Genomic DNA, 12,668 nt, shown 5'->3' with positions numbered 1-12,668 from the left:
CCGTTGCCCGGAATCCGTCGCGGGGGACGCTCTGTCGGGTTTGCGACGCGGCGCCAAGGCGTCCGGCCCGTTCGCATTCATCACGGAAAATCAAGGGCATGTTCACCCGCCGCCGACACACGCCGGGCAATTCCGGCCACGTAGCCGTGGCCCACGCAAGAACAGGGCCGGGCGAGCTTCAGCCTCCGGCGGTCCGCCTGGTGCGCCTGCGATGTCGCAATGCACAATATGTCGGTCTTTCGATATTTTTCGATTAAAACATAATACTTTCAACAACTTAAATTCTCCATTCATTCCGCGAAATGCCCGTTGACAACCCTCTGACCCATAAATAGCCTTTTGTCCGACAAAGTGTCCTTTCGCGGATTTCCCGGTGCTCATGGAACGGTTCGACCGCATCAAGGTCCCTTCCGCCTACGAGATGGTCGCCGAGGCCATCGAGGCCGAGATCGTGTCCGGCCGGCTTCGGCCGGGGGATGAGATCGGCACCGAGGCGGCGCTGGTGCGGCAGTTCGGGGTGAACCGCTCCACGGTGCGCGAGGGCATCCGCGTGCTGGAGCAGGGCGGCCTCGTTCGGCGGGAGGCGAGCCGCAAGCTGTTCGTCTGCGAGCCCCGGCCGGCGGCGCTTTCCACCCGCATCAGCCGCGCGCTGGTGCTGCAGGACGTGACGTTCCGCGAGCTGTTCGACACCGCCATGGTGCTGGAGGTGGGGGTCGTCGAAGGCGCGGTGGTCCATGCGGACGCGGACATGCTGGCCGCGCTGGAGGAAAATCAGGAGCGCCTGGAAGCGGCGGTGAACAATCCGGTCGTGGTGGCGGAACTGGATTCCGAGTTTCACGCCCTGCTCGCCCGCGCCTGCGGCAACCGTGTGCTGGAGATGGCGCGCGAGCCCGCCGCCTTGCTGTTCTTTCCCTCGACGGAAATGATCTGCCGTCGGGTGCCGGAGGGCGCCGCGCGCATGGCGCAGGCGCACCGCTTCATCATCGACGCCGTCAAGGCGCGCGACCTCGACCTTTCCCGCACCTGGATGCGCCGGCACCTGATCGACTGGCGCAAGGGCTTCGTGCGGGCGGGCCGCGAGATCGACGAGCCGGTGGAGCGCATCTTCGCGCGCTACGCGCTGAGCAAGTCGCAGAGTTGAAGTGAAGTAAAGCCAAGACGACCGCCGGAAAACCGGCGGCTTTGGAGGGAATGCCTTGGAACAGGTCAACTCGGTCCCTGCGGCCGGGCGGCGCGCGTGCGCCGGCCCGCATCCGGGAGAGAGGGCATGAGCGCCGCGCCCGCCTCCGCGGCAACGCCTGCGCCGGCCGCCGCGCACCTGGCGGTGGATGGCCTCGGCCTGTGGTTCGGCGGGCTGAAGGCGCTCACCGATGTGTCCTTCGAGGTGAGGCCCGGCTCCATCACGGCCCTTATCGGCCCCAACGGCGCCGGCAAAACCTCGCTCTTCAACTGCATTTCCGGCTTCTACCGTCCGCGCGCGGGCGCCATCCGGCTCGATGGCACGGACATCACCCACACCCACCCGCCGCAGCGGGCGAAGGCGGGGCTGGCGCGCACCTTCCAGAACATCGCGCTCTTCAAGGGCATGACCGTGCTCGACAACATCAAGCTCGGCCGGCACGCCCACATGAAGACCAACCTCTTGCAGGCGCTCGCCTATTGGGGGGCGGCCCGGGCTGAAGAGATGGAGCTGCGCGCCGAGGTGGAGCGGCAGATCATCGATTTCCTCGAGATCGACCACATCCGCAACAAGCCGGTCGCCTCGCTCTCCTACGGCCTCCAGAAGCGGGTGGAGCTGGCGCGCGCGCTGGCCATGCGCCCGCGCCTCCTGATGCTGGACGAGCCCGTCGCCGGCATGAACCGCGAAGAGACCGAGGACATGGCCCGCTTCATCCTCGACGTGAAGGAAGAGTGGGGCATCTCCATCCTTATGGTGGAGCACGACATGGGGATGGTGATGGACATCTCCGACCATGTGGTGGTGCTGAATTTCGGCAAGGTCATCGCGCAAGGCCTGCCAGCGCAGGTGCAGGCCAATCCCGAGGTCGCCGCCGCCTATCTCGGCTCGGGCGATCCCGCCGAGCTGATGCGCCGGCTCTCGGGCGTCGGGGAGGCGGCCTGATGGATTGGCTCTTCTTCACCGAGGTGACGCTGGCGGGGCTGGGCTCCGGAGCGTTGCTTTCGCTGACGGCTCTGTCCTTCGTGCTCATCTACAAGGCAACGCGCGTCATCAATCTCGCGGTGGGCGAGATCTTGATGCTGGGGGGATATCTCTTCTTCGCCTTCGTCACCGCCTTCGGCCTCGCCACCTGGCTTGCCATTCCGCTCGCCATCGCCGGCGGCGCGCTGTTTGGCTTCGTGGTGGAGCGCACGCTCATCCGGCCCATGCTGGGGGAGAGCTCCATCTCCGTGCTGATGCTCACGGTGGGGCTCGGCTCGGTGCTCATCGGCGCCACGGAGCTGATCTGGAACACGGACCCCCGCGCGCTGCCGGACTTCATGGGGCAGGCGCCGGTGTTCATCGGCGAGGCCTATGTGTCGCGCAAGATCGCCATCGGCTTTGTCGTGTCCGCGCTGGTCATCGCCCTGTTCCTGCTGCTGTTCCGCTTCTGGCGCGGCGGCGTCGCCCTGCGTGCCACGGCGACCGACCAGGCGGCGGCCTATTCCTGCGGCATCAACGTGCCGGCCGTCTTTTCGCTGGCCTGGATGGTGGCCTGCGCCACCGCCGCCGGGGCGGGACTGCTGGTGGGCGCCATCGGGGGCATCTCGCCTACCATGGGCGTGTTCGGCCTCTCGGCGCTGGTGGTGGTCATCATCGGCGGGCTGGACAGCGTGCTCGGCGCGCTCGTCGGCGGCATTCTCATCGGCCTCGTGGAGGCCTGGGCCGGCACCTTCCTCGGCGGCGAGTACAAGCTCGTCACCACCTTCTCCATCCTCATCGCGGCGCTGATGATCCGGCCCTACGGCCTGTTCGGCACCGTGGAGATCGAGCGGCTCTGATGCGCATCGCGACCGCCAAGGAAACCTATATCGCCGACGAGGGGCTGCTCGTCACCGCGACGCAGCGGGCGTGGATGGGCGTGCTCCTCGCGATGCTGGTGCTCGCGCCCTTCGTGCTCAACCAATACTGGCTTTATCTGGCCTGTCTTGTCGCGATCAACGTGGCGAGTGCGACGGGGCTCAATATTCTCACCGGCTTTACTGGCCTCGTCAGCCTCGGGCAGGCGGCCTTCATGGCGGTGGGGGCCTACACGGTTGCCTTCTTCGAGGGGCAGGTCGGAACGCCGTTCCTTCTCAACATCCTCGCGGCCGGTTTCGTCGCGGCCTTCGTGGGCGTGCTGGTGGGCATTCCGAGCCTCAGGGTGAAGGGGCTCTATCTCGCCATCGCCACCATCGCAGCCTCGGTGATCCTGCATTTCGTCTTCACCCACTGGGTGTCGGTGACAGGCGGCGTGCGCGGCATCAATGTCGCGCCGGCGCGGCTGTTCGGGCTGGAGCTGGCGAGCCCGTTCGCGCTCTATTTCGTCATCGTGCCCATCACGTGCCTCATGGTGCTGGGTGCCGCGAACCTCTTCCGCACCCGCATCGGCCGCGCCTTCATCGCCATCCGCGACCGGGACATCTCGGCCGAGGTGCTGGGCATTCCGCTGCTGCGCTACAAGCTCATGAGCTTCGCCCTCTCGTCTTTTTATGCGGGCGTGGCGGGCGGCATGTGGGCCTATTTCTTCCGCGTGGTGACGCCGGAAAGCTTTCCCTTCGCCACCTCCATATTCTTCCTCGCGGCGGTCATCGTGGGCGGGCTCGGCACCATCATCGGCTCGGTTCTGGGCGCAGCCTTCATGACGCTGGTGCCGGAGCTGCTGAAGTACGTGGTGGACTGGCTCGCGCCCATCTTCCCCAATGCGGGCGCGGCGCTCTCGCCCGTGCGTACCATCGTGTTCGGCGCGCTCATCATCCTCTTCCTCGTCTTCGAGCCGCATGGGCTGGCGGAAATGGTGCGCCGTGCGCGCCGGTTCTTCCATCTGTGGCCGTTCCGCACGTGACACCAGAAAAGACCAAGTAAAAAGATCCAAGGGAGAAAACGCCAATGACCAGTCTCAACAGACGCCAGATCATGGGCCTCGCCGCCGGCGCCGGCCTCGCCTCGGCCTTCCCCGGCTTCACCGCCTATGCGCAGGAGAAGGAGATCGTCATCGGCGGCTCCATCCCGCTTACCGGCGTGTTCGCCTTCGCCGGCGTCGCCATCGAGGCGGGCATGTCGGACTATGTGAAGCTCACCAACGAGGCCGGCGGCATCGCCGGGCGCAAGCTGCGCCTCGCCTATGAGGACACCGCGTACAAGGTGGATACGTCCGTTGCGGTGTTCAACAAGCTCACCACGCAGAACGACATCCATCTCTACTATGGCGACAGTACCGGCTTCGCGAAGACCATCAACGAGGAGCTGAACCGCCGCGGCACCATCCTCATGGCTGGCGCCTCCTTCGGCAGCGAGCTGAACGATCCCGCGAAGTATCCGTTCCAGTTCATGGCCGGGCCGGACTATGTGGAAATGTTCGCCATCCTGCTCGAATACATCGCCAAGGCGCAGCCGGGCGCGAAGCTCGTCTTCGTGAATTCGGACACCGAGTTCGGCCGCGACCCCATCGAAGCGAGCGTGAAGCGGGCGAAGGCCTTGGGTCTCGACGTGGTGGCGCAGATCGTCACCCCGCCCTCCGCCGTGGACGTCTCCACCGAAGTGCTGAAGCTGCGCCGCGCCAATCCGGATTTCACCATCTTCCACGGCTACGTGCTGGCGCCGCTGCCGGAATTCATGTCCCAGGCCAAGCAACTCGGGCTCAAGACCAAGTTCATGGGCACCTTTTGGTCCATGGACAATTCGCTCTGGGCCAATGTGGGCGCCCCGGCGGACGGCTTCATGGGCGTGATGCCGTACCGCTATTATTACGACACCGCGCCCGACGCGCCGATCCTCGAGAAGATCCGCAAGCTGCGCCCGACCTATCAGGCAACGGGCTACATGCAGGGTTTCCTCACCGCCATGCTCATGGGCGAGGCGGCCAAGCGCACGCTCGCTGCCGGTCAGGAGCTGAACGGCAAGACGCTGAAGGCCGCCCTCAACTCCATCAAGGATTTCGACACCGGCGGCATCATCGGCGTTCCGATCTCCGTACCCGGAAATTCCGTTCCGGTCGGCCGCATCTACCAGTTCAATGCCGCCGAAAAACAGATGAAGCCGGCGTCCGACTGGATCAGCCTGAAGAAGTGATGGCGATGACCGCTCTGCTCATCTTTCCTCCCGCCGTCGCCCTCCGGCTTGACCGGAGGGCCCATCGGGCCTCCGGGTGCTGGCGCGGGGCGGGGGCATGGATGCTCCGGTCGCGCCGGAGCATGACGGCGGTGGGCGGGGGGAACAATGACTGAGACTCCAGGCGCCCCCATCCTCGACATCTCCAACATCGAGGTCGTCTACAACAAGACGATCCAGGTGCTGCGCGGCCTGTCGCTGAAGGTGGAGGCCGGGAAGGTTGTGGCGCTGCTGGGCTCCAACGGCGCCGGCAAGTCCACCACCCTCAAGGCGGTGTCCGGCCTTCTCGCGCTGGAGGACGGCGACGTCACCTCCGGCGCCATCACCTTCGACGGGGCGGCGAGCGGAGCCGAGAAGCCGCACATGCTTGTGCGCCGCGGCCTGTTCCACGTGATGGAGGGGCGGCGCATTTTCGAGGATCTCACAGTGGAGGAGAACCTCGTTGCCGCCACTTACGCCCTCACCGGGCGGGCGGCGAAGCCCTCCTCCTTCGATGCGGTGTACGAGTATTTTCCCCGCCTGCACGAGCGCCGCAACGGTCGCGCCGGCTATCTCTCCGGCGGCGAGCAGCAGATGCTCGCCATCGGCCGTGCGCTGGTGGCGGAGCCGAAGCTGATCCTGCTGGATGAACCCTCGCTTGGCCTGTCGCCGAAGCTGGTGGAGGAGATCTTCACCATCATCGCCCGCATCAATCGCGAGCGGGGCGTCTCCATGCTGCTGGTGGAGCAGAATGCAGCGGTGGCGCTCGCCGTCTCGCACTACGGCTACATCATGGAGACCGGCAAGATCGTGCTGGACGGCCCCACCGAGCGGCTGATGGCCGACCAGGACGTGCGTGAATTCTACCTCGGCATGGCCGGGGAGGCGGGGGCGAAGAGCTACCGCGACATCAAGCACTACAAGCGCCGCAAGCGCTGGCTTTCGTGAGCGCGCGACCATGACCGCACCCACCTTTCCCGACCTCACTTTGCCGCAGATGCTGCGTCTCAACGCGGAGCGCGTCGGCGCGCGCACGGCCATCCGCCAGAAGGATTTCGGCATCTGGAATCCGGTGTCGTGGCAGGCCTATTTCGAGCGCGCGGCACTTGCCGGCCACGGCCTGCGCGCGCTCGGCCTGCCGGAGGGCGGGCATGTGGCGGTGCTCTCTGAAAATCGCATCGAATGGGTGCTGACGCAGCTGGGCGCCGGCCTCCTCGGTGCGGTCACGGTGGGTGTCTATCCCACCAGCCCGGCGAACGAGGTGGCCTATGTGCTGGGCCACGCGGAGGCGGAGATCGTCGTCTGCGAGGACCAGGAGCAGGTGGACAAGGTGCTTGAGCGGCGCGACGAGCTGCCCAAGCTCCGGCGCATCGTGGTGGTGGAGAAGAAGGGTCTGCGCACCTATGTGGGCGGCGAGGTGATCGCCTTCGACACCATGATCGAGATGGGCGCCGCCCACCGCGCCGCGCACCCCGGCCTGATCGACGCCGCGCTGGCGCGCCAGTCGCTCACCGACGTGGCGCTGATGATCTACACCTCCGGCTCCACCGGAAAGCCCAAGGGGGCGATGCTCACCTATCGCAATCTGCGCGCCGAGGCGATCGCGCTCACGGAGCGCCTTCGCCTCGACGAAACCACCACCCATGTCTCCTATCTGCCGCTCTGCCACGTGGCCGAGCAGATGCTCACCACCATGGCGCCCATCTATCTCGGCTCCCAGGTGAATTTCGGCGAGAGCATCCGCACCATCCAGGAGGACCTGCGCGAGGTCGCCCCCACCATGTTCCTCGGCGTGCCGCGCATCTGGGAGAAGCTCGCGGCCTCCATCACCATCAAGATGATGGAGGCGGGCGGCCTGCGCCGGGCGCTGTACGAGCGCCTCGTGAAGGCGTGCGAGCCGTTCGCCGAAAAGCATCCGTCGCGGCGCTCGCTGAAGGAGCGGGCGATCTTCTTGGTGGCCTACCTGCTCTTCTTCCGTGCCCTGCAGAATTTCATTGGCCTCCGGCGCGCCAAGGTAGCGATGACCGGCGCGGCGCCGATCTCGCCCAATATCGTGCGCTTCTTCCGCACGCTCGGTGTGCCTCTTGTGGAAGTCTATGGCGCCACCGAGACCACCGGCATGTGCACCGGCCAGCGCCTCACCGATCTCCGCCCCGGCTGCGTCGGTCCGGCGGCGGAGGGCGTGGAGGTGAAGCTCGGCCCGCACAACGAACTGCTCGTGAAAGGCGACCTCGTGTTCGCCGGCTACTACCGCAATGAGGAGGCGACGACGGCGGCGCTCCGCGACGGCTGGCTCTACACCGGCGACGTGGTGGAGATGGTGGGCGATCAGGTGAAGATCGTGGATCGCCTGAAGGACATCATGATTACGGCGGGCGGCAAGAACCTGAGCCCGTCGGAGATCGAGAACGTCGCGAAATCGAGCGTCTTCATCAAGGAATGCATCGTCATCGGCGAGGCGCGCAAATATGTCTCCGCCCTCATCCAGATCGATTTCGAGACGGTGGGCAAATGGGCGGAGGAGAAGGCGATTTCCTACACCAATTTCCGCAATCTCGTGGAGAACCCGCAGGTCCGCGCGCTGATCGAGGGCGAGATCGCCAAGGCCAATGGGGAATTGGCGCAGGTCTCCCACATCCGCCGTTTCCACCTCCTCACCAAGGAGCTGGACCACGACGACGACGAGGTGACGGCGACCATGAAGATCCGCCGCTCCAACATCCAGAAGAAATACGCCACCGAGATCGAAGGCCTCTACGCCTGACCTTCGGGGCTGCAAGGATTCTCCATGCCGGACGCCTACATCTTCGATCACGTGCGCACCCCGCGCGGCCGCGGCAAGCCGGATGGCGCGCTGCATGCGGCAACGCCCGTGCATCTTGCTGCCACCGTGCTATCCGCGCTGCGCAACCGCAGCCAACTGGACACGGCGCAGGTGAGCGACATCGTGATGGGCGTCGTCATGCCCATCGGCGAGCAGGGCCAGTGCCTGCCGCGCATCGCGGCTCTGCGTGCGGGCTATGACGAGGAGGTCGCGGGCGTTCAGATCAACCGCTTCTGCGGCTCCGGGCTGGAGGCGGTGAACATGGCCTCCGCCAAGGTGATGGCGGGGCAGGCGGACATGGTGATCGGCGCTGGTTGTGAATCCATGTCGCGCATTCCCATCCTTTCGGACGGCGGGGCGTGGAGCCAGGATCCGGACGTGGCCTTCGCCACCCGCTTCGTGCCGCAGGGCATCAGCGCCGACCTCATCGCGACGAAATGGGGCTATGACCGCGCCGCCGTGGATGCCTTTGCCGTGGAGAGCCATCACCGGGCCGCGCGGGCGTGGGCGGAAGGCCGCTTCACCCGCTCCATCGTGCCCGTCACCGACACTATCGGCGAGGTGATGCTGGACCGCGACGAGACGGTGCGGGGCAATTCCAGCGTGGAGAATCTCGCCCGTCTCAAGCCCGCCTTCGCCGCCATGGGCGCCGACCCCGGCTTCGATGCCATCGCGCGCCTGCGCTATCCCGAAGTCGGGGAGATCGCCCATGTCCATCACGCCGGCAATTCTTCCGGCATCGTGGATGGCGCCGCCGCTGTGCTCATCGGCACGCGCGAGGCCGGCGAGGCGGCGGGCCTGAGGCCGCGCGCGCGCATCCGCGCCTTCGCGGAGATTGGCTCTGAGCCCACCATCATGCTCACCGCTCCCTCCTTCGCTGCCGACAAGGCGCTGAAGCGGGCGGGGATGGCGGTTGCGGACATCGACCTCTTCGAGATCAACGAGGCCTTCGCCGCCGTGGCGTTGCGCTTCACCGACGCCTTGGGCCTCGACCCCGCGCAGGTGAACGTGAACGGCGGTGCTATCGCCATGGGCCATCCGCTCGGTGCCACCGGCGCCATGATCCTTGGTACGGTGCTCGACGAACTGGAGCGAACGGGGAAGGCCACGGCGCTCGCCACCCTGTGCATCGGCGCCGGCATGGGCGTCGCCACCATCATCGAACGGGTCTGAGCCATGCTGCGCACCGAGATCGACGGCGACGGCATCGCCATTCTCATCCTCGACCAGCCCGGCCGGTCGGTGAACACGCTCGGCTGGGGGCTGGTGGATGCGCTGGAGGCCGAGGTGGAACGGCTGGCGGCGGATGGCGCCGTCTCCGGCGTCATCGTCACCTCTGGAAAGTCCTCCTTCCTCGCCGGGGCGGACCTTTCGATCATGAACGGCCTCGCGGCGCCGGACGTGACTTTGCCGGAAGCGGCGCGCCGCATCGGCCGCATGGGCGCGCTGTTCCGCAGGCTGGAGACGTGCGGCAAGCCGGTGGTCGCCGCCGCGCCGGGCACCGCGCTAGGCGCAGGGCTGGAGCTGATGCTCGCCTGCCATCACCGCCTCGCCGCCGCCAATCCGAAGGGGCTGTTCGGTCTGCCAGAGGTGACCCTCGGCATATTGCCGGGCGCGGGGGGCACCCAGCGCGTGCTGCGCCGCCTCGGCATGGCCGCCGCCTTGCCCATCCTGCTGGAGGGTCGCCCCATGAGCGCCGCCGAGGCGCAGGCGGCGGGGCTGATCGATGCGGTCGTGGCGCCGGACGATCTCATCCCCGCAGCGAAGGCGGCCCTGCGCGAGGGCCGGGTGAGCGCCGTCGCGGCATGGGATGTGAAGGGCTTCCGCCTGCCCGGCCTCGCGCCTACAAGCACCGCCGCGGGAGACCTTTTCGCCCTCTGGAACGCCCGCGTGCTGGCGCGCACCAAGGGGGAAGACCCCGCCCCGCGCGCCATCCTCTCCTGCGTGTTCGAGGGCGCGCGCCTGCCCATGGACACGGCGCTGAAGGTGGAGCGCGATTATTGCGCCGGCCTTATCCAAAGCGCACAGGCGCAGGAGAAGATCGCCGCCTTCTTCGCCCGCCAGGCCGCGAAGGGGGGCGGAGCGACGCCTTAGGCGGTTGTCATCCCCCGGCTTGTCCGGGGGATCCACTTGGCCGCTAGAAGAGTGCCCGATTGCGAAGCACCGACCGGGCGGCGCGGTGGATGCCCCGGACGAGCCGGGGCATGACGGTTCGAAATTCACAAACGAGACGGCGGCCCCGCCGCCCCAAGGATAAGGACCAACCCATGCCGCTTCCCGCCGCCTTCGAGGGCCGCCTGAAAATCCCCGCGGTCGCCGCACCCATGTTCCTGACCTCCGGCTCGGATCTCGTGGTGGAAGTCTCGCGCTCGGGGCTCGTGGGCACCTTCCCGGCGCTCAACGCCCGCACCAGCGAGGGCTTCCGCGACTGGGTGCGCGAGATCAAGGAGCGGCTCGCCGCCACGCCGGATGCGGCGCCGTTCGGCGTCAACCTCATCGTCCACAAGTCCAACCCGCGGCTGGAGGCGGACCTCGCCATCTGCGTCGAGGAGAAGGTCCCGCTCATCATCACCTCGCTCGGCGCGGTGCCGGACCTCGTGAAGGCGGTGCATTCCTATGGCGGCGTCGTCTTCCACGATGTCATCAGCCGCCGCCATGCGGAGAAGGCAGCGGAAGCCGGCGTGGATGGCATCATCGCCGTGTCCGCCGGGGCGGGCGGCCATGCGGGGCAGATCAGCCCCTTCGCCCTCGTCACCGAGATAAGGCAGGTGTTCGCCGGCACCATCCTGATGGCTGGGGCCATCAACACCGGCGCCCAGATCCTCGCCGCCCGCGCGGTGGGGGCGGACCTCGCCTACATGGGCACGCGCTTCATCGCCACGCGCGAGGCCATGGTGCCGCAGGAATTCAAGGACATGATCCTGTCCTCCTCGGCGGCGGACATCCTCTACACGCCGGCCATCAGCGGCGTGAACGCCAACTTCATGAAGCCCAGCATCCGCGCCGCCGGGCTCGACCCGGACAATCTCCAGGGCCATGCCAAGCTCGACATGTCCAACGAGGCGAAGGCGTGGAAGACCGTGTGGTCGGCCGGGCAGGGGGTGGGCGGCATCGCCGACCTGCCCGGCGCGGCCGAGCTGTGCGCGCGGCTTAGGGAGGAATATCGCGCAGCGCTCAAGGCGCTGACGTCGGACGCGTTCGCAGGGGCCTGAGCGGGCAAGCGGCTTGGTCCATCGTCGCCTTCCGGCTCGACCGGAGGGCCCATGCGGGGGTCGGGCCACACGGCGGAAATAGGGCTCGGTTCGAGCCGGGCGCACGGCGGCCTGGCATGGACCTGCGCCCATGACGGCGCTACGGTCCGGCTTCTGCTTGCTGCCCCGATGCCCGCCTGATGCCCGTTTCCGGAACACACCTCATCGATCCGCCCCACGCCGATCCTCCACTGGGGCGCGTGACGAGCCTCGACGGCCTGCGGGGCTTTGCCTCCTGTACCGTCGCGATCTTCCATTTCTTCTATGCCTTCGTGCCCGGCCCCTTCCGCTCCTGGGGGCGCGAGGGGTTCTCGGTGTCCGACACGCCGCTGGCGGTGCTGTGGAACGGGCATTTCTCGGTCGCCGTCTTCTTCGCTCTGAGCGGCTTCGTGCTGGCCGCCTCGGCGCCGCGCACGCTGAAGGAAGCGCCGCTCTTGATCGGCTTGCGCTACTTCCGCCTCGCCCTGCCGGCGCTCGCCGGCTCGCTGATTGCGTGGTTCTGGATCGCCGGCTTTCCCGAGGCCGGCAAGGCGGCGCAGGCGCTCACCGGCAGTTCCTGGTTCCGCTGGACCCACCAGCCGCCCATCCCGCCCTTATGGCAGGCGGCCTGGGAGGGGGCGGTTCAAGTGTTCGTGGGGACCGGCAAGCCCCTGTTCGACAATCCGCTCTGGACCATGCGCATCGAGCTGATGGGCTCGTTCCTCATCTATGGCGGCTATGCCCTGGTGCGAGGGCCGGCGCGGGTGCCGGCGCTGGTGGCGGGGCTCCTTGGCCTCGCCATCGCCGGCAACTTTTCGCTCGCCGCCTTCTGCGGCGGCGCGCTGGTGTTCGAGCTGCGTGGCTGGCTCCGGCCCATGCCGGTGGCGGGCACGCTGCTCGCGCTTCTCGGCCTCGTGCTGGGCGCCACCTATCCCGGCCATGCGGATGGGCCGGGCCTCGCCGATGCCGTTCTCTCGCGCCTCGGCGGCGCAGGATGGCGGGAGGCGGGGGCGCTCCTCGTCATCGTCGCGTTCCTCACCACGCCCTGGCTGCGCGACCTGTTCGAGCGGCCGGCGCTGCAGCATCTCGGCGCGCTCTCCTTCCCGCTCTATCTGGTGCATGTGCCGCTGATCGTGGGGCCGGCGGCCTGGGCCTTCGTGCATTTCGCGCCGCTCGGCGTGGGAGGGCTCGCGCTCCTCTTCGCGCTCACGGCGCTGGCGACGTTCGCCCTCGCCAGCGTGTTCCTCGCGGCGGTGGAGCGGCCGGTGCTCGATGGCCTGCACGCCGTGCGCAAATGGGGACGGGCGCGGCTCGCCGCGGCGTAAGC

Annotated in this window: 11 protein-coding genes; all 11 read left to right on the top strand. The window is 67.5% G+C overall.

The window, feature by feature from the left end; genetic code table 11:
- Positions 1–379 precede the first annotated feature (379 nt).
- The 11 genes from ACT54R_RS14510 (at position 380) to ACT54R_RS14460 (ending at position 12,666) form a co-directional block, all read left to right on the top strand.
- Complete coding sequence (locus ACT54R_RS14510; RefSeq protein WP_476329188.1) at positions 380–1,141, top strand: FadR/GntR family transcriptional regulator; 762 nt, start codon at positions 380–382, stop codon at positions 1,139–1,141.
- A 126-nt stretch (positions 1,142–1,267) separates the two neighbouring features.
- On the top strand, positions 1,268–2,122 hold the full coding sequence (locus tag ACT54R_RS14505) for an ABC transporter ATP-binding protein (RefSeq protein WP_476327407.1): 855 nt from the start codon (positions 1,268–1,270) through the stop codon (positions 2,120–2,122).
- The gene (locus ACT54R_RS14500) at positions 2,122–3,000 is read left to right on the top strand and encodes a branched-chain amino acid ABC transporter permease (protein WP_029557956.1); all 879 of its coding nucleotides are present in this window, start codon (positions 2,122–2,124) and stop codon (positions 2,998–3,000) included. Before ACT54R_RS14505 ends, ACT54R_RS14500 begins: the two co-directional genes overlap by 1 nt.
- Complete coding sequence (locus ACT54R_RS14495; RefSeq protein ID WP_168456453.1) at positions 3,000–4,043, top strand: branched-chain amino acid ABC transporter permease; 1,044 nt, start codon at positions 3,000–3,002, stop codon at positions 4,041–4,043. The genes ACT54R_RS14500 and ACT54R_RS14495 overlap by 1 nt, the downstream gene beginning before the upstream one ends.
- Positions 4,044–4,087: 44 nt before the next feature.
- A complete protein-coding gene (locus tag ACT54R_RS14490; protein ID WP_476327405.1) occupies positions 4,088–5,269 on the top strand; it encodes an ABC transporter substrate-binding protein in 1,182 nt (393 codons plus the stop codon).
- 147 nt (positions 5,270–5,416) lie between these two features.
- A complete protein-coding gene (locus ACT54R_RS14485) occupies positions 5,417–6,235 on the top strand; it encodes an ABC transporter ATP-binding protein (protein ID WP_476327403.1) in 819 nt (272 codons plus the stop codon).
- Between the two features lie 10 nt (positions 6,236–6,245).
- The gene (locus tag ACT54R_RS14480) at positions 6,246–8,051 is read left to right on the top strand and encodes an AMP-dependent synthetase/ligase (protein WP_476327401.1); all 1,806 of its coding nucleotides are present in this window, start codon (positions 6,246–6,248) and stop codon (positions 8,049–8,051) included.
- Positions 8,052–8,075: 24 nt separating this feature from the next.
- Complete coding sequence (locus ACT54R_RS14475) at positions 8,076–9,284, top strand: acetyl-CoA C-acetyltransferase (protein ID WP_476327399.1); 1,209 nt, start codon at positions 8,076–8,078, stop codon at positions 9,282–9,284.
- 3 nt (positions 9,285–9,287) lie between these two features.
- Positions 9,288–10,205, top strand: a complete 918-nt coding sequence (locus ACT54R_RS14470; RefSeq protein ID WP_476327397.1) for an enoyl-CoA hydratase-related protein — start codon at positions 9,288–9,290, stop codon at positions 10,203–10,205.
- 173 nt (positions 10,206–10,378) lie between these two features.
- Complete coding sequence (locus ACT54R_RS14465) at positions 10,379–11,323, top strand: NAD(P)H-dependent flavin oxidoreductase (protein ID WP_476327395.1); 945 nt, start codon at positions 10,379–10,381, stop codon at positions 11,321–11,323.
- 179 nt (positions 11,324–11,502) lie between these two features.
- Positions 11,503–12,666, top strand: coding sequence for an acyltransferase family protein (locus tag ACT54R_RS14460; RefSeq protein ID WP_476327393.1), 1,164 nt, complete (start codon positions 11,503–11,505; stop codon positions 12,664–12,666).
- Positions 12,667–12,668: the final 2 nt, after the last annotated feature.

It is taken from the genome of Xanthobacter sp. DMC47 (genome assembly GCF_056313845.1).
Note: the sequence above shows the minus strand (reverse complement) of the source record. Positions and strands in the feature narration are given on the sequence as shown.

What these genes read in the sequence shown, in the direction of transcription:
- ACT54R_RS14510 (WP_476329188.1), top strand. Translation starts at nt 380, where the DNA reads ATGGAACGGTTCGACCGCATCAAGGTCCCTTCCGCCTACGAGATGGTC.
- ACT54R_RS14505 (WP_476327407.1), top strand. Translation starts at nt 1,268, where the DNA reads ATGAGCGCCGCGCCCGCCTCCGCGGCAACGCCTGCGCCGGCCGCCGCG.
- ACT54R_RS14500 (WP_029557956.1), top strand. Translation starts at nt 2,122, where the DNA reads ATGGATTGGCTCTTCTTCACCGAGGTGACGCTGGCGGGGCTGGGCTCC.
- ACT54R_RS14495 (WP_168456453.1), top strand. Translation starts at nt 3,000, where the DNA reads ATGCGCATCGCGACCGCCAAGGAAACCTATATCGCCGACGAGGGGCTG.
- ACT54R_RS14490 (WP_476327405.1), top strand. Translation starts at nt 4,088, where the DNA reads ATGACCAGTCTCAACAGACGCCAGATCATGGGCCTCGCCGCCGGCGCC.
- ACT54R_RS14485 (WP_476327403.1), top strand. Translation starts at nt 5,417, where the DNA reads ATGACTGAGACTCCAGGCGCCCCCATCCTCGACATCTCCAACATCGAG.
- ACT54R_RS14480 (WP_476327401.1), top strand. Translation starts at nt 6,246, where the DNA reads ATGACCGCACCCACCTTTCCCGACCTCACTTTGCCGCAGATGCTGCGT.
- ACT54R_RS14475 (WP_476327399.1), top strand. Translation starts at nt 8,076, where the DNA reads ATGCCGGACGCCTACATCTTCGATCACGTGCGCACCCCGCGCGGCCGC.
- ACT54R_RS14470 (WP_476327397.1), top strand. Translation starts at nt 9,288, where the DNA reads ATGCTGCGCACCGAGATCGACGGCGACGGCATCGCCATTCTCATCCTC.
- ACT54R_RS14465 (WP_476327395.1), top strand. Translation starts at nt 10,379, where the DNA reads ATGCCGCTTCCCGCCGCCTTCGAGGGCCGCCTGAAAATCCCCGCGGTC.
- ACT54R_RS14460 (WP_476327393.1), top strand. Translation starts at nt 11,503, where the DNA reads ATGCCCGTTTCCGGAACACACCTCATCGATCCGCCCCACGCCGATCCT.